Source organism: Winogradskyella sp. SM1960 (assembly GCF_020179375.1).
Taxonomy (GTDB): domain Bacteria; phylum Bacteroidota; class Bacteroidia; order Flavobacteriales; family Flavobacteriaceae; genus Winogradskyella; species Winogradskyella marina.
Window position 1 is genome coordinate 21766 of sequence record NZ_JAICBG010000009.1, and the last position, 24352, is coordinate 46117.

22 protein-coding genes are annotated in these 24352 nt (G+C 32.9%); 11 read left to right on the top strand and 11 right to left on the bottom strand.

Annotated elements, in window-relative coordinates:
- Positions 1 to 31: 31 nt before the first annotated feature.
- Positions 32 to 208, top strand: coding sequence for a histone H1 (locus K1X16_RS16460; RefSeq protein WP_195871274.1), 177 nt, complete (start codon positions 32 to 34; stop codon positions 206 to 208).
- A gap of 76 nt (positions 209 to 284) precedes the next feature.
- Here K1X16_RS16460 and K1X16_RS16465 read toward each other — a convergent pair whose 3' ends face one another.
- Both K1X16_RS16465 and K1X16_RS16470 read right to left on the bottom strand, forming a co-directional pair.
- Complete coding sequence (locus K1X16_RS16465; protein ID WP_225037189.1) at positions 285 to 2786, bottom strand: hypothetical protein; 2502 nt, start codon at positions 2784 to 2786, stop codon at positions 285 to 287.
- Between the two features lie 79 nt (positions 2787 to 2865).
- Entirely contained in the window at positions 2866 to 5379 is a 2514-nt protein-coding gene (locus K1X16_RS16470) for a hypothetical protein (protein WP_225037190.1), read from the bottom strand.
- Positions 5380 to 5598: 219 nt separating this feature from the next.
- Between K1X16_RS16470 and K1X16_RS16475 the strand changes: the two genes are divergently transcribed.
- The 10 genes from K1X16_RS16475 to K1X16_RS16520 all read left to right on the top strand — a co-directional run bounded on the left by K1X16_RS16475 (position 5599) and on the right by K1X16_RS16520 (position 18085).
- Complete coding sequence (locus K1X16_RS16475) at positions 5599 to 10602, top strand: DUF4132 domain-containing protein (RefSeq protein WP_225037191.1); 5004 nt, start codon at positions 5599 to 5601, stop codon at positions 10600 to 10602.
- Between the two features lie 119 nt (positions 10603 to 10721).
- Positions 10722 to 11135 (top strand): hypothetical protein, encoded by a 414-nt coding sequence (locus tag K1X16_RS16480; protein WP_225037192.1) that lies wholly within the window; start codon positions 10722 to 10724, stop codon positions 11133 to 11135.
- Between the two features lie 9 nt (positions 11136 to 11144).
- Positions 11145 to 11477: a hypothetical protein gene (locus tag K1X16_RS16485; protein WP_225037193.1), complete on the top strand. Its 333-nt coding sequence runs from the start codon at positions 11145 to 11147 to the stop codon at positions 11475 to 11477.
- A gap of 22 nt (positions 11478 to 11499) precedes the next feature.
- Complete coding sequence (locus K1X16_RS16490) at positions 11500 to 12231, top strand: SIMPL domain-containing protein (RefSeq protein WP_225037194.1); 732 nt, start codon at positions 11500 to 11502, stop codon at positions 12229 to 12231.
- A 118-nt stretch (positions 12232 to 12349) separates the two neighbouring features.
- On the top strand, positions 12350 to 12865 hold the full coding sequence (locus tag K1X16_RS16495; protein WP_225037195.1) for a GNAT family N-acetyltransferase: 516 nt from the start codon (positions 12350 to 12352) through the stop codon (positions 12863 to 12865).
- A gap of 4 nt (positions 12866 to 12869) precedes the next feature.
- A complete protein-coding gene (locus K1X16_RS16500; protein ID WP_225037196.1) occupies positions 12870 to 13571 on the top strand; it encodes a hypothetical protein in 702 nt (233 codons plus the stop codon).
- A 198-nt stretch (positions 13572 to 13769) separates the two neighbouring features.
- The gene (locus K1X16_RS16505) at positions 13770 to 14384 is read left to right on the top strand and encodes a DUF1444 family protein (RefSeq protein WP_225037197.1); all 615 of its coding nucleotides are present in this window, start codon (positions 13770 to 13772) and stop codon (positions 14382 to 14384) included.
- A 76-nt stretch (positions 14385 to 14460) separates the two neighbouring features.
- Positions 14461 to 14835 carry a hypothetical protein gene (locus tag K1X16_RS16510; protein ID WP_225037198.1) on the top strand — a complete coding sequence of 125 codons (375 nt, stop codon included), beginning with the start codon at positions 14461 to 14463 and terminating at the stop codon, positions 14833 to 14835.
- Between the two features lie 70 nt (positions 14836 to 14905).
- Entirely contained in the window at positions 14906 to 17281 is a 2376-nt protein-coding gene (locus tag K1X16_RS16515; RefSeq protein WP_225037199.1) for a hypothetical protein, read from the top strand.
- A 33-nt stretch (positions 17282 to 17314) separates the two neighbouring features.
- Positions 17315 to 18085, top strand: a complete 771-nt coding sequence (locus K1X16_RS16520; RefSeq protein WP_225037200.1) for a hypothetical protein — start codon at positions 17315 to 17317, stop codon at positions 18083 to 18085.
- A gap of 165 nt (positions 18086 to 18250) precedes the next feature.
- Here the strand turns inward: K1X16_RS16520 and K1X16_RS16525 are convergent, their stop codons facing one another.
- The 9 genes from K1X16_RS16525 to K1X16_RS16565 form a co-directional block, all read right to left on the bottom strand.
- A complete protein-coding gene (locus K1X16_RS16525; protein WP_225037201.1) occupies positions 18251 to 18715 on the bottom strand; it encodes a DUF4168 domain-containing protein in 465 nt (154 codons plus the stop codon).
- Between the two features lie 322 nt (positions 18716 to 19037).
- Positions 19038 to 19472, bottom strand: a complete 435-nt coding sequence (locus K1X16_RS16530; RefSeq protein ID WP_225037202.1) for a hypothetical protein — start codon at positions 19470 to 19472, stop codon at positions 19038 to 19040.
- 19 nt (positions 19473 to 19491) lie between these two features.
- Complete coding sequence (locus tag K1X16_RS16535; protein ID WP_225037203.1) at positions 19492 to 20001, bottom strand: endonuclease V; 510 nt, start codon at positions 19999 to 20001, stop codon at positions 19492 to 19494.
- Between the two features lie 105 nt (positions 20002 to 20106).
- Positions 20107 to 20712, bottom strand: coding sequence for an SMI1/KNR4 family protein (locus tag K1X16_RS16540; protein WP_225037204.1), 606 nt, complete (start codon positions 20710 to 20712; stop codon positions 20107 to 20109).
- Complete coding sequence (locus K1X16_RS16545) at positions 20709 to 21032, bottom strand: hypothetical protein (RefSeq protein WP_225037205.1); 324 nt, start codon at positions 21030 to 21032, stop codon at positions 20709 to 20711. Before K1X16_RS16545 ends, K1X16_RS16540 begins: the two co-directional genes overlap by 4 nt.
- A 110-nt stretch (positions 21033 to 21142) precedes the next feature.
- The gene (locus K1X16_RS16550; RefSeq protein ID WP_225037206.1) at positions 21143 to 21898 is read right to left on the bottom strand and encodes a DUF2314 domain-containing protein; all 756 of its coding nucleotides are present in this window, start codon (positions 21896 to 21898) and stop codon (positions 21143 to 21145) included.
- Positions 21899 to 21931: 33 nt separating this feature from the next.
- Positions 21932 to 22639, bottom strand: coding sequence for a DUF1963 domain-containing protein (locus tag K1X16_RS16555; RefSeq protein WP_225037207.1), 708 nt, complete (start codon positions 22637 to 22639; stop codon positions 21932 to 21934).
- 12 nt (positions 22640 to 22651) lie between these two features.
- Positions 22652 to 23077 carry a DUF2262 domain-containing protein gene (locus K1X16_RS16560; protein ID WP_225037208.1) on the bottom strand — a complete coding sequence of 142 codons (426 nt, stop codon included), beginning with the start codon at positions 23075 to 23077 and terminating at the stop codon, positions 22652 to 22654.
- 115 nt (positions 23078 to 23192) lie between these two features.
- Positions 23193 to 24344 (bottom strand): hypothetical protein, encoded by a 1152-nt coding sequence (locus tag K1X16_RS16565; RefSeq protein WP_225037209.1) that lies wholly within the window; start codon positions 24342 to 24344, stop codon positions 23193 to 23195.
- Positions 24345 to 24352: the final 8 nt, after the last annotated feature.

The following is a 24352-nucleotide window of genomic DNA, read 5'->3' on the forward strand; positions in this document are numbered from 1 at the left end:
GCTCTCCCCACTATAATTTAAAACAAAACTTATGAAAGAACTTATTGAAAATATCCAAAGTACTTACGAATCTTTTAACTCTGATGCAGATTCACAATTAGAAAGTGGAAATAAAGCTGCAGGTACACGAGCTAGAAAAGCTTCTTTAGCTTTAGAAAAGCTTTTAAAAGAATTCCGTAAGGTTTCTGTAGCGGAATCTAAAAAATAATTACTAAAAACTCCTCTTTAAAAATAAAGAGGAGTTTTTTTTTACAAAGTAATTACTTATTAATTTCTATTCCCGTTTATACCCTAAAAGGTACTTCACTATCTATATCATCAAAATTACGTTGAGACACTAATTTATGTTCTAAAGGTTCATAGAGTTCAGATTTCATATTGCTACCATTAAATTTAGAGGTCCAATACACTAATTTTTGTAGGTTAAGGTTTCTAAAGTCTTCGGATACCTTTTCAGAAAATTCACAACCGCTAATACTTAACACTTCAAGTTGTGTTAATGATGCTAGTTCTACCGGTAAAACAACTTGTTTAAAATTGTTTATTCCTAAAACACGTAGATTTTTTAGATTGGCAATCCAAGTTGGTATTTTTTCCTCTTTATGATGTGCTCTGATAAAAAGCGTTTCTAAATTTAACTCAGAAATCGATTCAGGGTATATAGCTCCATTTTCATCTAAGCCTTCTAACCAAAGGTGTTTTAAAGTTTTCCAACGCGATATTGCTTCAATACTTTCATCACTGATGTTATTACAATGTATCAGTTTCACTGCTTCAATAGTATCAACATTTAGATTGTCTATGGTTTTAAGCGCGACACTTTGCATTCTTATTTTTTTAAGCTTCGGTAAAGTTACCGTAGGAAAAGCATCAAAGCCTTTGGCTTCAAATATCCCTAAAAATTCAAGGTTTGGCGTGTGTGTTAATAAACGTTCTAAGGCTTCAGTAGTTCCGTTATAATCATCAATTCGTAATACTTTTAAATTGGTGTGTTTAAAAGCGGTTAATGCATTGTTATGTTCTGGATTGTCTTTCTTAAACGTAATCGTGAGCGTTTTTAAATTCACGAAGTTTTTAAGTAAACTTCCTAATTGACTCACATCACTGGTAAAATCAAACGATTCAATTTTTTCTGGATGCCTGACGGTTTCAAAATCCAACACATTATTTACATCATCATTTCTATGTCCTAAATCAAATTTAGCAGCACTAACAACCGTATAAAATTCCTGTAAATTAAGAATTGGTGTTGCTTTAATTTCCAATTGAAACACATCCAACTGTTCTGTTCCTGCTTTTATGCCTTTAATTTCAGAAATCGTTAAATTGGTAATTTGTTTAGGTAAATGGTCGGTGTCAACAACTAATGCACTCGCATTTTTAATGGTCAGGTTTTCTAACTGCGCTATTTTTGAAAACAGATTAGGAAAAATTCTAACAGCTAATTTTATATCTTTAGTATGCCACTCTTTAAATCTGTACAATACTACATTTTTTAGCTTTGTGCATTGCTCAATCCCTTCAAAAAGCCAATCTAGTTTATGTTCTAGTTTGTAATGAAGCGTTGTTAAATTTTTAAATACAGCTAATGCTGTTTTATGCGGAACTTCTGGTGCTTCACAATCTACTGTTATCGTCTTTAAATTAGGGAAAAACGACGCATTATCTAACATAAAATTAAGTAGTTTGGGCGAATCTATTTCTATAGATTCTCGCAGACTTACTTCTGTCATTGGCGCAATATTAATTTCGCTATTACCAATTTTAGTGACCAATTTAGGTTTGGACGCATCTCCAAAAAACAATGCCGCTGATATGGTATCTATCTGAGGTGCTATAAGCTCAAAATGTTCTAATTGGGGTAAATCTTCAAAACCATTTGATAATCTCATTATACTTTTAGATAGCAACATAAACCGTTTTAGTTGCTTTAAATGACTAACATCTTTAGGCAAGGCTGTTAATTCATTTAAGCCAAACAATTCTATACGTTTTAAAGATGCAGGAAACACGACTTGAGACAGGTCTTGCACGCCTACATAACGTAGTTTGAATACTTTTAATTCAGTAAGGTTTGTAAGCCAATTAAAATCGGTTAGATTCATATTAGGAATAATTTTTCCTATCCAATAATCACCTTCTATACGTACTTTTTTTAAGGCTGTTAACTGAGACATTGTGCTTGGAAACTTTTTTAAAGAAGGCGCAACAAGCTTTAGTTTTTTTAAATTTGATAAATTACCAAAATCTTCTGGTAGCTGTTCATAATCACCTTCTAGATCTATTTCTTCTAAAGACGTTAATTTTGATATCTCTTTAATAATACTATCATATTTATTGCCTTGTCGTTTTAAATGGATTTCTAAACTTTTTACGCCGTTAAATCGTCTTAATATATGTGGATGTTCTAACAAGCGATCTAAAAAATCTATCGAAGAATGAAAAAACCATAGTTTTGTTCCTCCACCAATTAGGTTATATAGTTTAAGAAGGTCTAAGTCTTCAGATAGCAATCCATATTCTAAAATAGAAATCATTCTAGCGACGCGCTTTCCTTTTTGTGTTATTTTTTTTCGACTTTTAAAAGCTAATTGCAAAGCTTTTGGGGCTTGTTTTTTTATGATGTTAGCACACTCTGTTCTATTTTTTTTATCTGAGGTTGCTTTTGCAATCACAAAAATTTCATAATAAAAATCCTCTGGAAAGTTTTTACACTTTTTAATGTCTTCATAATATTCATCCATTGTATAAAACTTGAAAACAGGTGTTTCTACTGGTTTTGTCATAGTAATCGTTAATTTTTAAAGTATAAATTTCTTTTTGAAACAGTTTTTTTGAATTGCGGTAGGTTGTGCTTTAATTTCTTTAACAGTACAGATTATATTTTTCATCTCTGTTATCAAAATCCTCTTTTAATATTTTATTTCCAGCTAATGCGTAAAATTTAGAGGATTTCATATTGTTTCCATTAAATTTTGAATACCTGTAAATTAAATCCTCTAAATTCAGATTCTTAAATTTATCAGATACTTGTTCTGTAAAATCACAGCCTCTGATACTCATTATTTTTAATTGGGTTAATTCGGCTAATTCTTCCGGTAATGGACAATAATAAAACTGTTCTATTCCTAAAACTCGTAAGGATTTCATTCTGCCTATCCATTTTGGTATTTGTCTTTTAGTTAAAAATCCATCAATAAAAAAGGTGTCTAAATTTAAGTCTGCAATGGTCTCTGGGTAGGTTTCAAGATCTTTACTAATGTGTTCTAACCAAAGAAACTTAAGCGTTTTCCAATGCGATGCCGTAACCATAGCATCGTAACCAAAATTGTCACACGATAAAACTTTAAAAAGTTCTATGTTGGGCACTGTTAAGTTTTCTATAGACTGTATATCATCGCTATAAAATAATTTCAGTGTTTTTAGTTTGTTTAAAGTAACTTTAGGTAAGTCGGCAAGTCCTACACAATCGTAAATTTCTAAAAATTCTAGATGAGGCGTATGCTCTAATAATAATTTAATAACACTAGTGTTACCATTAAAATTTTTAATGGTTAAGTTTTTTAAATTATGGTGCGTATAGGCGGTTAAACCATTGTTTTGTTCGGCATTATCTTTATTAAAATCAATGGTTAGTGATTGTAAATTACAAAGTGCTTTTAATGCCTTATCTAAGCCTTTTACATTACTATTAAATATGAAATTTTTAATGTTTTCAGGGGCTTTGAAATTATCAAAATCTAGAATCTCATTTTTAACTCTATTTTCATCGCCTAACTTCATTTTTTTAGCACGTATTACCGAGTAAAATTTTTGCAATGCGGTAATAGGTGTATCTATTACTTTTATATGATTTACCTCAAAATCTTCAACACCTGGCTCAATGACTTTTATATCTGTAATGGTAAGACTATCTGTCTTTATAGGTAAATAATCTGTATTTAAAACTAGTGCTTTTGCACGGTGCACTCTTAAGGTTTGCAAATGCTTTATTCTAGAAAATGCTTGAGGGAAATTAGCAACATCAGCATTTGTCATTTTGGCATTAGTCGCATCGTATATTCCGAGAATAAGAACGTCTTCTAGCTTTTTACATTCGTGAACACCCTCTAAAACCCATTCTAAATGATGTGCTAATCTATACTTAAGATTTTTAAGTTTTTTAAATGCAGAAAGCGTATGTGCACTTCTTCTTTTTGGTGCATCACAATTAATTTCTATCTCTTTTAAATTAGTAAAAGACAAGGCATTATCTAATACAAAACTAAGAAGCTCTGGATGAGTGAAATCGATTCTTTTTAGCTTAGTTACAGGTGTTTCACCGTAAGGCATAAACTCTGTATGGAAACCTAGTAAACGTTTAATATTTGGTCCAAAAATAAAAGATGCAGGAACTTTTTTTAATTTAGATAAATGAATAACTTCTAAAACCTCTAAGGTTTTAAATTCACTAACAGATGCAGGAAAGTGTTCTAGCTCCCTCATACCACTTAGCCTTATTTTTTTTAGTTTGGGTAAGTGACCAAGTGTTTCTGGTAAAGCGGTTAGATTTTTTAACCTAAAAAGCTCTAATTCTTTTAAACTTGCCGGAAGCTCTACACCAGAGAGGTCTTGTACTGCAAAAGAACCTATTTTTAAATGCTTTAAACTTGTCAATTCTTTAAGCCAAGTAAAGTTAACTATGTTAGGATTAGGCTCGTCATTACCAAAAGAAAAACTCCCCCTAAACTCCAACTTTTTAAGTGTTTTTAACTTGGTTATTCCTACGGGAATCCATACCAAATTAGGTGCTGCTAGTATAAACTCTTTTAAGTTAACTAACCGTTCCAGTTCTTCTGGTATGTATTTATAATCAATCTCTAGTTCAAGTTTCTCTAATGACGAAAGTTGCGTTATGTTGTTTACAACGTTACTAAAACCTTCTTTCTGTCTAGAAGTGCTAATTGTTAATTCTTTAATGCCATTAAACTGACTTAAAAGCCTTGGTGTTTCTATGAAAAGTTCAATAACTTCTTTACTTCTATATTCAAGCGAAAGCGTTAAACGTTTACAAACAAGTGTGTATAGTTTACAAAGGTCTAAGTCTTCTGAAAGTACGCCGTACTCTAATATAGCAATCAGTTTTTTATTAAAAGATTGAGAATCTTGTATTGTCGTTATTTTTTTTCGACTCTTAAAGGCGAGTTGTAAAGCTTCTGGTGCTTGTTTTTTTATGATATTGGCACATTCGGTTCTAATCTGTTTATTTTTAGTAGATTTTGCAAGTACAAAAATCTCGTAATAAAAATCTTCTGGGTAATTGTCACATCCTTTAATTTTTTCAAAAGATGTTTCGTCTTTATAAAGGTTGAAACCAAATTCGTGTTTAGCAAGTATCATAAGGCCGTTTAATTTTATGTTACAAACCTATTTTAAATGTAGCTGTGTTTTGTCACTGTATTCTGTGATATTTGAAACCTAAAAAAAAGCCTTTATAAAAATCACTAAATACCGTGAGTTTAAACAAACAGATTTCTTTTACCTTGCCAACAGTAATTCGGTTTGTTTAGAAAAAGACAAATCATTGTTAATGACCATAGTTAAAAATATTTAAGAGATATGATCCCTATAGAAGATGCTAGAAAACACTTGGAGCAACACGCAAAACCAGCCGTAGACCGGTTTGAATTTCGTGCGTATTCTGAGCCTTATCGTGTTTTAGCAAAAGTGCTCGCTGGTATAGAAAAAGAGAAACACGTCTATTATAATCAGCACGATTTTATTGCCGCCTTTGAAGATCCTTTTAATATAAATCCTTGGACCACACCAGAAGGAATGCGTTTAGGAATGCAATTATACGGTGTTATTCAAGCGCCATATTTAGCAGCAATGTGGGATTTTATAAACACCTTACCGTATCAAGATTCTTATAACAGGCAAGCCTTTAGATCGCGAGATGGCGAAGATGTTATACACAAAAAAATAGTCAGTTTTAGAGCATTTCTGAATTCCAGCAGAATGGGATTTGGTGGCTTATCTTTAGTAGAACAATTTCAATACAACACGTATTTTTCTGGTAACCAAGACCTTTTTCTAGCCATTGTTTTACACAATGCCGAAGGCGCATTTGACGCCTTACTAGATGATATTATTCAAGGAGAAGACGAGATTGGTGGCGTAAGTTCAGATATTATCAAGGCCTTGTTGTATTCTGAAGAGGAGAAACATTGGGAAATGGTTGCCAAATTACTACTTGCAGCGCAACGTCAAGAAGGTTTACGCCAAACCATAATAGAAGCTTTAGATAGCTGTAGCCTTGCTGCGTTTAAATATATGTTACAGGTTATTATAGATAATGATCTAGCCCGTTTTAGTAGTGTGAATAGAGCGGTTTGTACCTGGTTTAATTTGAATTGGGAAACGCCTAAAAAAGCGCTTATCAATCGCATATTAACCCTTGCGCAATCTTTAATTTTTAACTTAAAAGAAGTAGATACTTATTTAAAAAGTAAAGATAATATTGAAGTGCTTGTTGGGCTTTGGGCCATTGGTATTTTAGATGTAGATACAGCCAATAGAAAAGCATTAGACATTGTATTTGACAACGACGACCGAAATAAAAAGATACTCGCGTTGTATTTTATGAGTCAAACTGATAAAACAAACGATGCGCTAGTACCTTATTTTATAGAGAATATTGGAAAAGATTACGCCTTAGACCATTGGATGGCGGTAAACTTACCAGAAACGTCTTTAGATGATACTACGTTTGAAAAATTACTTACTGTCGCTAAAAATGCTTCAGATAAAGGAAAGGTTTACGAAAGTAAAATATTCTCGTGGTGGAGTTTTATCCCAAGGTCAGACTATTTCTTCAATTTTATAATGAATAGTGCTACAGAAGCACAATTAGAATTAATGGCACCTGATTTTGAAGACTTTCCTTCAGAATTTAGAGAGGCTTATTTTAGAAAGGTATTTCCTAAAAACTACAGCTATTCGTTATACTACAACAAAGAACAAATAAAGCACAAAGTAGAATTAAATTACGATAAGAATTCTTGGAAACGTGCTTTAGCAAGACGTGCCATTTACAACAGGAACGAACTGGTAATGGCTACGGGATTAAGCCTGTTCTTTAAAATGCACTTGTACGATACCGAGTTAGAGATTATTGAAGATTTATTAAGGCGAAAAAGTAAAATGTTACGGACTTCGCTAATACAGTTATTAATAAACTTACCTGTAGATACTTTACGTCATAGCACCACTAATTTAGTTCAGGCTAAAAACATAGAACAACGTATAGCCGCTTTAGAAATTTTAACGATTTTACACGATAATAACAGACAGTCTAATTTTACAGAAGAGCAAATAGCACTTTATAAACAGCGACCTAAAATCACTAAAAACGAGCAAGTTTATCTCGATAAATTTTCTGACAACACAGAAGAATATAATTACACTAACGGTTTTGGGGCTATAGATTATGATAATTTATCTCCACTTTACATCCCACAGTCACATTTTAAAACCAAGACCAATATTTTTGATAAGCTAGGAATTTCCACTTCAGAGGCTTCTGGGTTTAAATTCAAAGATTTTATTGATGTAAAGAAAATTGTGACTCAAGTCAATCAGTTAATCAATTTAGTTACAGAACATCGCAATCACGAATATCAAATGTTAGCCTACGATGGTGAAATGCGTACCACGTACCTTAACAAAGGGATTCACGATATGAAAAACTTAGGGGAAGATGCTACAGCTTTAGAACAACTGCATAGTTTACCTCTAGCCGAACTCTGGATTTCTTGGTACGAAAAAAGCGAGCTTAACGATTTTGAAATGTATTCGGTCATTCGCTACATCAATAACAGAGAAGCCCCTTTTGGAGCCTACACGATTCTTCAGCCTTATTTACAGCAATATTATCCAGATTTGTCTGGTTTAAATTTAGGAGAAACACAAAGTTATTATTCTAAATCTAAAACCTACAACAAAATTCTAAAGCGTTTGTTTAGAGCATTCGCAGATGATAAAATGGTGGGTGATTTTAAATTTAAGCTATATGAGGATATGATTGCTAATTTTCCAGAAAAATACAAACTCACCCAATATCAAGAGAAAAGTAGCTATTACAGTACCGTAACTTATAATTGGACAAGCATAGTACAAGCAAATACACCTAATTTTGGTTTAGATAATCTAGAGCAACTAACTAACGAGCAACTGTATAAATATTGGGCAATTCAAATGTATTTATCGGCTCAAAATATGGAACATCCTAGTGAGGCCACTACCATTAAAGTGCTTACCCAAGAGAATATCAATAAGAGAACGTTAAAGTTTCCAGAGGTAGAAATTACCCTAAAATTATACAAAGCCGGTTTAATTAATGATGACGATTTATTATTCCAATCGCTGAACAATCATTCTATAATGAGCATTATCGATGGTGGTTTTTATTACAGAATGAACTTTAATAAAGGATTAAAACGTAATAGCATCCCAAAACACGTTTTTCTACCTTTAAAAACCAACCTTTTAGAAACAGAATTAGAACGTGGTGATTTAGCAACACCGGCTTCAGGCTATATTAGTAGTATTCATCGTGTAGAAGGAGTAGATTATGTGTTTCGTATTTTAGAACGTTTAGGAAAAGATACGTTTGAGCGTGGTTATAGTTATTATGGCGACAGTAAAAAATCTAAATTCAGTACAATTCTTAAACGAACGGCTTTTAAAGATACAGAATCTTATGCCGATTTTGCCAAACTAGCCGATGCTTCTAAAGTAAGTAAAAAACGCTTGATAGAGTTAGCGTGTTACGCCACACAATGGGCCAATGTTGTAGGCGAATATTTAAAAATTGACAATCTAGAAAATGCCGTTTGGTGGTTTCAAGCGCACGCTTCAGAATATATGAATAGCGAAAAAGAAACCATTATCGCGCGTTATTCTAACATTCCTAAAAACGACTTTGCACTTGGTGCCATAGATATCGATTGGTTTAATAAAGTGTACAAAAACTTAGGAAAAACCAATTGGAAACTGCTTCACGATGCCGCCAAATATATTACCGATGGTAATGGGCATAGACAAGTAAAACTCTATTCTAGCGTGATGCTTGGTGAAGTTAAAATCACCGAAACACTAAAGAAAATTAAAGACAAACGTGATAAAGATTACGTTCGCGCTTTAGGTTTAATTCCGTTAAGTAAAACCGTACCAGAAAAAGATTTATTAAAACGTTACAACCTATTGCAAACCTTTTTAAAAGAAAGCAAACAATTTGGGGCGCAACGTCAAGAAAGTGAAGCTACCGCTGTAGAAATTGCATTAGACAATTTATCTCGTAATGCAGGGTATAAAGACCGCGTGCGTTTCAGTTGGGCAATGGAGGCCAAAGCCACACAAGCCATTATGGAAAACGCGGTAGTCACTATAGATGAAACAGTTATAGAACTTGGTATTACAGACTTAGGTAAAACCACAATTAAAGTGACCAAAGCCGGTAAAACTTTAAAAAACATACCAGCAAAACTGCGTAAAGACAAGCAAGTGGTAGCTTTAAAAGAAAATAAAAACTACCTATCTAAACAATACAGCAGAACGCGTTTATCCTTAGAAAACGCAATGGTTAATGAAGATGAATTTGCAGCTAAAGAAATTCACGAGTTAATGCAACACCCTATTGTAAAAGCCATGTTGCAAAACTTAGTATTGTATGTGCCAGAAAAAGAAATTTCCGGTTTTTACAACAATGGCGCCTTGGTAGATACCGATGGTAAAGTACAAGTATTGGCAGAAGACGATGTGTTGCTTATTGCACACGCCTCTCATCTACACCAATCAGTGGCTTGGGACTTGTATCAAAAATATGTGTTTGCAGAGCGCATTACCCAACCCTTTAAACAAATTTTTAGAGAGTTGTATTTAATCACTAATGATGAGCGTGAGCATAGTAACAGGTCTGAGCGTTACCAAGGACATCAAATTCAGCCTAAAAAAACGATTGCTTTATTACGTGGTCGTGGTTGGACGGTGAGTATGGAAGACGGCTTACAAAAAGTATATCATAAGCAAGGTTTTATTGCCACAATGTACGCGATGGCAGATTGGTTTTCACCATCAGACACAGAGGCTCCAACCTTAGAAGTGATTCAATTTCATTCCATAGACAGCTACAAAAACATTCCACTTACAGAGATTCCGCCAGTAATTTTTAGCGAAATTATGCGCGATATCGATTTGGTGGTTAGTGTTGCGCACGTTGGTGGTGTAGACCCAGAAGCCAGTCATAGTACAATGGAAATGCGTGGAGCGCTAGCCAAAGCTTCTGCTCAATTATTCAAGCTTCCAAATATCACGGTTAAAGAGCGTCATATTTTTATAAAAGGAACTTTAGGCGAGTATACCATTCATTTAGGTAGTGGTTTAGTGAGCAAAAACGGATTGGCATTATCCATCATTCCGGTGCACAGTCAGCATCGCGGACGTATGTTCTTGCCATTTGTGGACGAAGATCCAAAATCGGCAGAAATTATTTCTAAAATGAAATTACTTGCAGAAGACAATAAAATCCAAGATCCAACCATTTTGGCACAAATTAATAGTTAATACTAGTATTAGGGCGTTACCTCGCTTAGGCGAGGTCGGGCTTTCTGTTGCAAGTCCTCGTGCTATCGCACTGTGGGCTTTCCACGGCAATCCCTAACGCAAAAAAAATCCGGATACCAATGGAACTGACATTACAACTTAAAAGACTAGGAAAGAAAAAAGTAAAAGAAGTGCCTTTTACTTTAGAATCGCACCCTAAAAATCTAGAAGAATTATTAATTGGCTGTGTTAACCATCAAGTCGAGGCGTATAATAAAAAACGAACCGAAGTAAACGTCATCGGATTTTTAAGTCCAGCCGAAATACAAGAACAAGCCCAAAGGGGGAAAGTCGATTTTGGAGAGATTACCAATACAACGCTTGCTAATCATCAACAAGCTATAGATAATGTCTTACTCGCTTTTAAAGATGGCCTATTCGTGGTTTTTGTAGATGACGAAGAAGTCACCGATTTAAATGCACCTTTAAAATTAACATCAGAAAGTGTCATTGCATTTATAAGACTTACATTTCTAGTCGGCACCTATTGGTAAATTGTAGCTATGGAATTCCTTCAACATGACTTAGCAGAACAAATCACGAATTACCATTCGGTTTGGGCAGCATTATTAGCCACTACCAATTTGGGGAATTATGCTTCGAGCTTATGGAACGTCACTCTAAAACCAGAAGATGTTACCATAAACCGAGATGACAAAACATTCACATTTCAAAAGGCTAATTTTCAATTTGATGTCGAAGCTGGATTATCTATTGGTGATGAGCATTCCCTATACACAAAACAGGTTTCCGGATACGGCACGTTTCAATCTAAAGATTCCAAAACTATTGAACTTAAAACTTTAAATACAGATAAAATCACAACCATTAAATAAACAAATTCAAAATATAAACATCATGAAAAACTATTCAAACGCCATTATTTTCGGAATAGCCATCGTTGCATCTTCCATTTTCTTAGGAAAAGCCTATACCGACCGAAATAAAAAAGACGGTGAGATTCAAGTTACAGGCCTAGGAAAAACAGATTTCTCTTCCGATTTAATTGTTTGGGAAGGGAGTTTTGGTTCTACAAGTATAGATTTAAAACAAGCTTATATCTCTCTAGAAGAGAATAAAAGTATTATAAATACCTATTTAGAAAAGAAAGGAATTCCATCTGAAGAGATTGTCTATTCTGCTGTACAAACCCGACAAAAAACCAAGCAATTATACACTATTAATGGTGATTATGCAGGCGAGGAATTTGTAGGTTATGAATTAACCCAGTCTTTAGAAATTAAATCTGAAGACGTCGATAAAATAGAGAAAGTCTCTAGAGAGATCACCGAATTATTAAATCAAGGTGTTCAGTTCTATTCGCAAGCACCACGCTATTATTACACCAAATTAGCTGATCTTAAAATTGAAATGATTTCTAAAGCGACAGAAGACGCAAGATTACGTGCCGAAAAAATTGCAGAGTTTTCAGGAGGCGAATTGAGCGATTTAGAATCGGCTAAAATGGGAATCTTTCAAATTACAGGACAAAATTCAGGCGAAGATTATTCTTGGGGTGGTACGTTAAACACCAGTTCTAGAGAAAAAACAGCTTCTATTACTATGAAATTAGTTTACAAAGTAGACTAATCCCCTACTCGATTTATATGTTAAAAAAGGTATTCTTATCCATGAGAATACCTTTCTTTATATCTGAAATTAAATATTCAAAAAAGACCTTCAGTAGAGCGAAGTAAAACACATTACAATGGTTGAAATTATAAAAGCAAACCCCTCACATTCCGATATAATTGTGACATTAGGACAACAGACCTTTTTAGAATCTCATGGGCATAGTGCTTCTAAAGATGATATACAGAATTATATTTCTAGAACGTATAACAAAACAGCTATTTTAAAAGAGTTTGAAAACAATAATGTACATTATCATCTTATTTATAGCGATGGTAATATAGCTGGATTTTCAAAAATTGATTTAGATACTACCAACAAAAACATAACAGATCCAAATATTTCTAAGTTTGATAGGTTGTACATTTTAGAAGCGTTTCAGGGCAAACAATTAGGTGCTAAATTGTTTCAATTTACTATTGAACTATCAAAAAAACAGCATCAGAATGGCATTTGGCTTGCGGTTTGGACAGAAAACCAAAAGGCTGTAAAATTTTATCAGAACATGGGCTTTAAAATTGTAGGCGCTTTTGATTTTAAAATATCGGAGACGCATAGCAATCCTAATCATATTATGTATTTAGAATATTAAAACAATGAAAAGCGCAGGTCTTGAAACGACAACGGATAATTCTTCAAAAGAGAAAAGTGACAAAAACACCTTCTTTGTCATCAATGTTTTTGGAGCGCAACTTTACGATAAACCTGCGTTAGATTCAAAATTGATAAAACGCATAACCGTTGGAGATAAAATTGTTGCAGAGCACATTCTTGAAACCAAACAATCCATACACATTGGTGAAGGCTTTCGACTTCATGGACATTTTATTAAAGTAAAACATCAAGGCTGTTCTGGCTTTATTCACAGTTCAGACTTGACAACTTTTAGACCTCAATTAGAACAGGTATACGATAGCGTTTTTATTCCTGATTTTAAAGGAAAACTAATACATAAAACAACGGATAAAAGAATTGAAAATTTTAACAATAAGCCTTTTGAAATTGAGGAAGATATAACCACCTATGAGCATATCGTTCATACCTATACCGATTTTAATGATTGTTTTGAGAACACGTATCTATATAAAGACATGAGATTGCATGAAGTCTATCACCAATTACCTGTGCATAATCCTAAAATTGATATCACTTCAAAAGGAAATTTTATTCTCATGCCTAAGTTTATAGAAAAGAAAGACAACCAATACCTATTTAAAAGAGTAGGCATCACACGCAGTGTGGCAATAAGTAAAAATAAAGATGGCCTGTTTTTAATTTCGTCATTAGACTGTCCGTAAATATTGTCAGCACCAAACATGCTAATTGTCAGATATAATTAAGCTGTTCTTACGAATAAGAACAGCTTTTCTTTTTCAATAAATTAAATAAAAACATCCTGTTTAGATAAACCACTAAATCTCATAATGGCTGAAAACAGTGATAAAAAAAAAGAAGTGTTGCTCTAATTTTGTATGAAACAAAAAACATTCAATATTATGAGTAATACCATTCACGGACCAGAAAAAACACCTGAAGAAATAGCTAAAATAGTAGAGCAAACTGAAAATAGCGATAAAAAGATTTATCCTATTTTAAAACCTGGCGACTGGGTTGGGTTAAAAGCAGGCGCATTGAGTTCAATTTTAATTCCGTCTGAAGATGGTGCTGAAGTTGTAATTGGTTACGGTATGGATACACCTGACAACTTTGTGTTTTTAACCAAACAGCATTTAGAAACTATGGATGCTAAGCAAATTACGCAAGAAGCCTTCACCAATTTAGAAAACTGCGATCCAGGATTAGAATTTGTTGGTGCATTAGATAATAAAGCCGTTGGTGCTAACGGAAACGACTTTTCTAGTGAAGCCATTCTTTCTAGAACGCATATGCTAAAAGCACATGCCATGTTAGACGCTGAAGAATTACTAGTATCTATCCCTAGAAGAACTTGTATGACTATTATTTCTAGACAAGCAGATGAAGACACTATTAATAAGTTTGCTTTTTTGCACAACCATACTTGGCAAGATGATAGTTTTGGTAACGCACCTATTACAAATTCATTTTTTATTGTAAAAGATGGTAGTATTGTAGGGCATATTCCCCTATAATTTTTAGAATTTATTAAAACCATAATTACCGATGCACAAGCATCGGTAATTATTTTAAACCTTAAACACACAACAATTGAAAAATCTAGATTTCAGTATTAACGGTAGAGTACAAAATTTAATGGTAGATGTTTTTGAGTCGGTGAGCGCTTCTAAGGAAACCGAAGTTAAAATCAACGAACTTTTAGATACAAGAAGCATTTTTGAGCTCGTCTTCGACATTGTGAATGCATCAGGATTTTACAACCAAGATGAAAATTTCAATCTTATTAAAGCTTTAAATACAGATACCAATGGGGCAAATTTTGAAGATGCTTTGTTTGCTACCTGGGTAACTATGGGTAAAAACCTTAACACGGCTAAAACTCAAGAAGAATTTAATGCTAAATTCGCGTTGTTTGTGCCTATTATTTTAAAACGTATGGAAGCAATTAACCGTATGTCGGCTTAATATCTTTTTACATTACTTAAATTCTTTTTAACCCAAGGATAACTAACGCTTTAGATTATAACTTTACACAATGATTCTAAACCTTTCTAACCTTAACCAATATTACAAGCAACTACAGACGCAACCCAATTATCCAAAAGCTTATTTATATGAGCTTTTTGCTGTTGGTAAAACGTCTAGAGATGAAATCATTGTTGCAGAAATTACTGAAACTATAGAGCAATACGGTACAGCAGAGATTATTGCAGCTTTTAAAACCCGTAATAAATTGCCTGCAGATGGTGAAAATTCAGGAGAAATCTTAGAGACCTTACTTAAATACGGACTAAAAGACCCTTTATTTCCTATAGGTAAAATCTACAACGCCTTTCAATTTTCTTTGCTTTCTATCAGAACAAAAAATATTGCAGAAATACTAGAAAAGCAACCCGATCTTATTTCAAGGTTAAACGGTATTACCAGACTAAAAATAGCTAATGTATTTACTAACGGTTTACCAAAAGAAATTTGTGAGATTACCTCTTTAACGGCTTTAGACATTAAAGGCGATTACCAAGCATTACCCGTTTCCATAGGAAATTTACAACTGCTAGAAAGTGTGACTCTAGAATTACCAAAACTCGCTACATTTCCTGAATCGTTTTGGTCTTTAAAAAACATAAAAGAACTAGAATTAAGCGACATAGAAACAGATTTCCAAGCGTCGCTTCAGCTAGAAAAACTCACAAAACTAGAAGAATTAGGCTTCTACGTCGTCAATTTAAAAGACACTTCTCAATTACAACTTCCTACAAGTTTAAAAGAATTAGACTTTATAAGATTAGAACATTTAACAAATCTTCCTGCTAGTATTTCTTCCCTAGTAAATCTTGAAAAATTCAACTTATTTAAATGTCCAAATCTTATTGAAATCCCTAGCGGATTCAATCAATTAGAAAAGCTTTTTGTGCTTAAGTTTAAAGCAGTTCCATTAATTAAAACCATTGAAGACAATCAAATTTTTACCAAGAATAGCGAATACATCACTTTAGATGATAGTTTACAAATTGTACCAGGAAATACGGTCATTCCAAATACTGAATTATTAGTTAGAGATACTAAAACCTTAAATTACGTATTATCTCATCCTGAACGTTTTACCTCTTTAGAAAAAATAATAATTCAATATATCACAGATTTTTCTGAAGTCACACTCGGTTTCGGACAATTAACAACACTTAAAGCTATCGATATTCATCAAGGAATTCATATGGAAACCTTGTTTCAAGATATTGAAAAATGTACGCAATTACGCTATTTAAAAATGTACGGCGCCAGTATAGATAGTATTCCTGAAGGTTTAAAAGACCTAGAACATTTAGAGTATTTAAGTTTTACTAGCTGTCGTGAATTGGTATTGAATGCTGCTAATTTACCTTCAAAAATTAAAGAATTATACCTATTTGATATTAAAGCATATGTTCCTGCTGAAAAATTACTTGAAACAGAACAGGCTTATTTTGGGAATTTAGCAATTGAAGAACCTAAGGTTTTATTTAACAACTTAATAACTAAATCGCTTCATTTTTCGGGTATTAATGAATGCGAAAATACGCAAGAAGATTTAACGCAATACTTACCAAAACCGAAACTATTAACCACACTAAAAGCTTATACAAATACCGGTCATTTTAAAGATGCACTTCACTATTGCACAAACTTAGAACATTTACATTTAGATAATAATGAAGCTAGTCTGGCAACATTAACGAGCTTACCTGCTCCGAAATTAAAATATTTTAAATTAGATTTTTATAAGGGAGACAACTTAGAATCTATTATTAAAAATATGCCCAATTTAGAGGGCTTAAATATGGCACATTATGACGTTTCAACTAGGTTTCCTAAAGTAACGTTGCCGAATTTAAAAGCTTTAGATTTAAGTTATACCACTTTTGAAAGTCTTGAAACTTTAGAAGCACCTGTTTTAGAATCGATTTATATTGCTTTGAGTTATCAATTTGGAATGGAAGGCTACTCAAAATTAAATCAGTTTAAAGCCTTGAAAAAATTAAGTTTTAGAGGCATTAGTGACGAGGTAAATAGTATTCCGGAAAGTATTTCAGAATTAAAATTAACCGAGTTTTTAATCAACCATAAATTTAAAGTGTTGCCAGAATTCATTCAGCATATGACCACTTTAAAAACCTTATCCTTAGGCGGAAATAACTTTGTGGATTTACCAACTTGGATAGCCGATTTACCTCATTTAGAACGCTTAGATATTGATGGTTGTAAGTTTGAAAATGCCGTGCCAGAATACTTCCAGAAACTAAAACTGAAAGAACTAAAATATTACATCTCTGGTTTTGATGGATATAATATGAATCCAAAAAAATACAACAACTTAATAACGCCAGGTTATACGGAGTTGAAAAAAGAATTCAGTAAAGAAGCAAATGTATAATTTTTGATGCTATTTAGTATTTAAACCACAACTATGAAAATAGAAAAATTAATTAGAACTCGAGAGCCTTACCAAGAAAAATTATTTGACAGTTTTTTAATCGAAAACATAAAGTCGTACGAAGAACTTATGGACGTTTATCAAACCTATAAACAAAATCATCCTGACAAAACCATAATCCTAACGCTTGATGATTTAGGTCAAGCCGAATATACTAGCGGTCATGCTTGTGATTACAATTCTCTGCTAGATACAGACGGTTATGATTTATCTGGACTCGATGAAGCTTGTTATGATGAAGATAACGAGCATTTGGGGCATCTTTCTACACCATCAGAATATTTCATTATCAGAGAAAACTTTTTAAAACAAACAAAAGGTATTGATTTTAAAACCGTTTGTGAAAAAGGCATAGACAATTCTGATGACGATGTTTTAGATTTAGAAAACATTAACGAATCTCCATTGGCTTTTTTAGACCAACAAATTATCCTGAAAATTCTTCCTGTTGAAAAACCATACGAAGGCCTTACTGGCTTTCCGAATGGATATTTTGATGCCGACTTTAGTCCTTTTGAAAATTATGCGTTATCAAAACACCTCTTTGACACCTACAATTTTGAACTTTTTGGTATAGGCGCTTCCTTTTTAGGGTTTATTAGAAATGAACCCTTAAAAGACAATGAATTAAAAGCATTGGTAATTGACTTAGCAAAATTGTATAACACCACCCAATCAGAGTTTGAAAAATTAGCAGATATCATCAAAAATAAAAAACATTTGTTTTTAAGATATACCGAATAATTTCAGGACTAATAGAAAAGCAAATTAAAATATTCTTTATATATGTTATGATAATTTAATATTGCCTTACCTAAAAATATAAAAGCCAAGTTTCTTTCTTCTGAAGAAACTTGGCTTTTATATTATAACAAAAATTACAACTAATTTCTGTTATATTTCATAAGCTTAAGACTTATCGCCTTGACGTTTTACAATAATAGCTTGTAATCGCTGTTGAAGACCTTGATCTTGTTGAATTTTTGCTGCTAGAGACTCGTAATCATTTATAGAAATTCCTGTAGACTCTATACTCGCAATAACCTCTTTTTCAATTTCAGGTTGCATTTTTTCTAATTTACTTGTTGCATTTCCATGCTTTTCTTTTTCAGCTTCCGTAGCATCCGATTCTTTATTTGGATCCATAACCGCCTGTTGAATTTCATTAAAGCGCTCTACCTCTAGACCTTCCTCTTTAATTACGGCTATCATTTTCTGTTGGGATTTCTGATTTTGAATTTGAACCTCTGTAAAGGCATCAGCAAATTGTCCCAATTCCTTATCAGTAACGTCTTGTTCTTGAGCAAAAAGACTCATCGATCCCACAATAAAGGCGAATAGAAATAAACTTTTGTTTTTCAGTGATTTAATCATAGTAATTATTTTATAAGATTTACTCAAACTTATAAGTTATATTATATACCAACAATTAAAACGTCGGTCTTAACGTTACTTTATAATAATTTAAGGCTTTTTAAGAAACCCTTAATAGGCAAAATATTTTGTAAAAAGACTACTTCAAACTATAAGACGCATCAGGTATTTAGTATCATAAATAAAATCTCCCTTAAAGAACTATTAGGGTTTAGTAATCACACTGTTGTGAAAGCTGTTAAGTATTAATACATCAAAAAGTCCAATGACATGGCGTTATTGGACTTTCTTAAGTTGAGTAAAAGGATTTTATTCCTAAGGCTTATTCTGCTGAATAGGCTTTAATTAATTTGTGTAACGTCATTTTGGTTTTAAATAAACCTCCATCATCGTGACGAAAAATATAAAGTGTTTTACCATCGTGTCTGTCAACAAATAACAAATCCCCTTCTGAATTTTTACCAATAGTGATGCTCGCAGATAACATTAAAGTAGACCATTGTTTTCCTTTTTGGTCGTACATCGTAGATCCCATAATATCATTTAATGTAATGGCATGAGCTCTTAAGGCACGAGCTTCACTCACTTCCATACCATCGATGTTTGTTAAGGAAATCATCTTCTCAAAACTAAATAGTTTAAAATCTTCATCTTCTACGGTAACTGTTCTCGGTTTTTCTGAAATAAAATCTCTATAATTTTTTCTAAACAAGTTCTCAGCAAGATCAATGCTTTCTATAATAAAATCTGTACTCATAATTATATTTTTTTTAATATTAGTTCTTCGTATTTTCTTTTGTTTTAGTGTCTACAATCTGTAGTAATGTTGGCATTCGGTATTTACCGTGCATACGTTCTATGGCGTTGCAAACCTCATCTCTATCTGTACCAATAGAGGTCACATACAATGGTTTTTTACTTTCGCCACGACAGACTTCCTTAAATACAGACGTTTTAGATACAAACTCAGATTTCGCAATTCCAACAACCGGAATTTTATGGTCTAAAGCTTGGTACAAATAGCCACCTAAGCCTAAATGTTTTTCTTCTAGAATCACGTAACCATCAACGATAATTAATTCCACCTCATCTAAATTCACTTGCTTAAGCAGACTTAAAACACACGGCAATTCGCGCTTATAAAAGGAACCAGGTTCGTACGGTTCTACACCTTCAATAATATCAGTGTAAATTTTTATTGGTACGTCGTCTTCCCAATCGTTAAAACTTACCGCTATGGTTTTGGCTTTTCCGTCGTAATAATAAGTATCAAAAGCGAGTATCATAATTTTAGTTTAGTTTTCATTTTCCATGTCGTCATTAACTTGGAAGTTTTCAATTTGTGTGATGGCGTTTTCTAAATTCATTTTATGACTTGGTTAAAGATTATTCTATTCTAAAGAACCTTCTCGAATAAAAGAAAATTTATTATCGATTAGCATTTGTAAATAGGTTTCAAAACTATCTGCAATCACTTCAAATTCGTTTGGATCGTGAAGATACCTTACGATTTGGCCCATTTTTCCTTTATCAGAAGGACTATAGTCTATATAAAGCTGAGAGGTTCCGCCGTTATTTGTGCAATTTGCAAAATGTAGCCAATCAAGGTCTTTTGCGTGTTTTAAGAGTTTTTCATCGATGTCTACACCATCATATCCTTCATATAAATAATCTTGAAAATTATAGGGTGCATCACCTTGGTTAACTAAAATTTGCTGAGACGACAATAAATAATAATCAAGTTTAAACAGATCTGAACCCAATAAGGTTAACGCTATATCGTCATCGCCATAGGTTCTCCAATACGTGCCATCTACATACTGTAATAGATGAATTAATGCCTCAGGAATCGCAGGACAATCTGCTTTCAATTCATCTAAATTTTCTTGAGATGCACCGTGTTTTACGCTTTCAAAATGATCCCAAATGGCTTTGCCCTCAGCATTATAATAAGCGTTTTTTAATCCAGAAATGTATCTGTCTACAGTGTTATTCATTCTATTGTTTTTTCAGTTATAAATTCTAATACATCGGAATTCATTACATGATCATAAGATCCATTTTGTAGTTTTAACGTATTGATATAAAAATCTGAAGATTTTATACTATAAACTTTAATATGCCCACCATTTCCTTCTTTTACCCAGTCTTGAAAACTTTTTCTCATGGTATTCTGGTTATCCCAGACATATAATTTACCTAAAGATTTTTCGATAACCCCAAACTCATTAAAATGTGTTGCGTCTAAAGTACCCGTATTTACAGAGCGAAAAACAAGGTCGCCGTGTATAATTTTTTTATCAAAAACTAAATCCATGCTTGCATCTTCCTGACAGCTAAAAAACAACGAAGAAAATGCAAGTAGGGATAGAATCACTAATAAAATGTATGTAAATGTGGTTTTCATTTTAAAAAGAATGCGTTACATTATTTTAAAACAGGAATAATATGCTCCCAATTTAAAGCTGTTGCAAAGTCTAAAGCTGTTTTTCCTGTGTTGGTCTTTAAGTTTTTATCGGCACCTAATTCTAATAAAATGTCTACAGCTATTTTATTTCCAGCAATAGTTTCTGTGTGTAATCTCGTGACTCCATTTTTATCTGCAGCTTTTACAACATCTAGATTAGCTTCAAAATAGTCTCTAGCAGGTTGTTCCATTACTTTGCTCATTGGGTGTTCAATAAGGTTCTCTTCCTTGTCTTCCTGCTGATAAGCTACGAGAATATTGTTAGGGTCTCCAAAATCTAGTCCCCAAGCCTCATCGTGTTGCTTTCTTGCTTCCTCCGTCATATCAGAACGTAAGACTTGAATGGTATAACCGCCATACGTTTTGCGGTCTATAGCTAACATCCAATCTGATATTTCTGAAACTTTTCTGGTAACCGTATCGCCTTCTGCAACATTGGTTAATAGGTTAGGTGAATTCATTAAAACACCAGTAATATGTTCCCCATCAAAAGCTATTTCGCTAATCCACATATGTTCTACAGTAGGTTGATCTTCACCTTCAGCCATTTGTTGAAAAGGAATCTTTACCAACGCTAAATTATGTGCAGGAACCACACGTTTTGCTTCCCAATATAGTTCTCTCCAGAAATAGTTAAACGTGTCTTGTGCTTTGAGATAAGCTGCTTTCATTTTTTCGTTTTGTTTAGCAAAAACGATATTGTTGTCTTGACTCATTGTTTTATTTTTTTTAAGTTTAATTATCGTGATTTAATAAAAGTCGTAATACAAACTCCATTGGTTGGTGTCGTTATTTTTGGCGAACATTAAACTGCCTCCATCGACCACGTTGAAATTTGCCTTATAATCTGATACAATTTGAAACACAAACTGAAAGCCTTCTCCAAAACCATCAGCATCTCCTATACCAGATTGACAAAAAGAGGGATAACCACCAATTTTATGATCGTAAATATGATCTGTGATATCAAAATAATCGTCGATAACTCCTTCGTTTTCTAGCTTTAAAATTTCGGCTTCATCCTCTAGAGATAAACCGCCACCATCCCATAACGGGAAATCATTGTCGTCTAATTCTGCGTGTAACGGAAAAGCATTTATAAACGAGTCTGAATTTTCTAGGTTTTTAATTTGAATATTTTCTAAGCTGCTATATTCTCTTATTACCCAACGGTCTCCCATATCTTCAAAACATTCTGGCCATTCTGCAGAAACAAAAACGGTGATGAGTTTGGTATCCTTAAGACTTGGATGAACGTAAGGCAAATTAGGAAGGTAAAATTGCGCCAACGGAAACATTTGATCTCCGTTTTTATCTAACGGAATGTCTTCATCGTCGTGATAAGCAAAGACTTTACCAATCCAACTTTCTTCAATGGTATTTTTTGGTCTAAAGCCGCCTGTGGTAAATTTGGTAATCGGTTTAGATATTTTATTTTTTAGGTCTTCTACAGTCATTTTTTGTGTTTTTTATCCAAACATTGTGCTATCGTCAAAAGTTTTACCATCGTAAGATTGTGCAATTAAATAATGATTCCCGAACATTCCATCTTCATTATAAATGACATCTATCAAATCTTTGGCGTAAAAATGAATCGCTGTTATTGTTAACTTCTCTCTGAATTCTTGCTTGCTTAATTCAGGATATCCATTATCTTCATCTGCCCAGTTTTCATTATAATTTTTGTAAAATGCACTTACGATTTCATCTGTGGCTTTGTTCTTTTTATCTTCAAAACCTTCAAAAAATGAATTTCCTAAAGCAATCATTTCCTCTAAACTAATGTCTTCTAAATTAAGGCTGATATCAATTTTTTTCTGATCTAATTCAATTGTTGTTCTATAACAATCTTCACTTCGTGGATCTTTTTTGAGCGTATCTTCTGTTATTTTCATTTTGAATATATTAAATAACAACAGGTTTAAGTTATTGTTAAGTACACTAACAAAGATTAAACTTTCCTTGTGTTTTTAAGTAACGGATTTCAGTGATATTGTAATATGAGAAGCTTTACAAGGTTGCTTTATGCGCTTTAAGACTTTGAATGAGCGAGTCGATACTTTTTAATTTCTCTTCATATTTATTTTTAATAGCTGTTTGCGACACTTCGCTGATTTTATCAGAATCAAAATCTAAAAACTCTACACTTTCTAGAAAGTCAGGAATAGCATCTGCAATATTTGTAGATGACTTTGGTTTAAACAACAATATTGATGTCGGTTCTTCAGTTTCAAATCGCTTAGCAGAGATGGTTTTAAATGTTTCCGATTGAGTCAATGAGAAGGTCTCTTTTGAAATGGTATAATCATTTAATGCTATTTCTATATTTAACGGAGAGTTATTTCGATAAATAATACCTTCTACAGGTTCTTTGTTTAACAATTCATCTAATGACGACCGTTTAGGCTTTGTTATTTTTACTGTTACGATATCAGTTAAATCACCTTTATCTTCAAAAATATGTTCTGGAAAAATAGAATGGTATATATTATCCCCTTCAATACTAGACCAATTTCCGTCTTCATAATAGAGCTGTAACGGATCGATAACTACAGTATATCTTACCTTATACTGTTTAATATAAGGTTGAAAATCTTCATTCAGGATTTTTAATTGACTTTTATAGAATGACATAGTTTTTAAAGAGCGTTCTGCTTCTTTTTTAGATACTATTTCAGGTAATTTATTCTTTAATTCCGTGACTGCATCATACATTTTCGTTTCCAAATGAGACGTTGTAAATGACGAATAATCATGTGTTTTACTACCCTTGTTTTCAACAGACGTATTTGTTATTTTTTCTAAAGCAGCGTTTTCTGAATCTAACTCCATATCTACAAAACGTGCATCCGACAGTTGTTTCCCTTGTATTACAAATACTCTAGATGTATCAGGCACCGAAAGCTTTGTTATAACGATAGGATCTTCAATCGTAATTTTTGTTGGTTGCACCTTTAAGACTCTGTTCACGTCTCCTTTTTGATACCTTGGCTCATTTAGTGTATAAATAATTTCAAATTTTAATAGGTTTTTGGGTAAATAGTACTTCGTGTCATTTGGTTCTAAAACCAAATTATCCTGATATAATGCTGAATACGTTTTTTTACTGCAAGAAGAACATAGGACTAAGATTAGCACTATATAAAGTAAAGAGTTTTTCATATTGAATG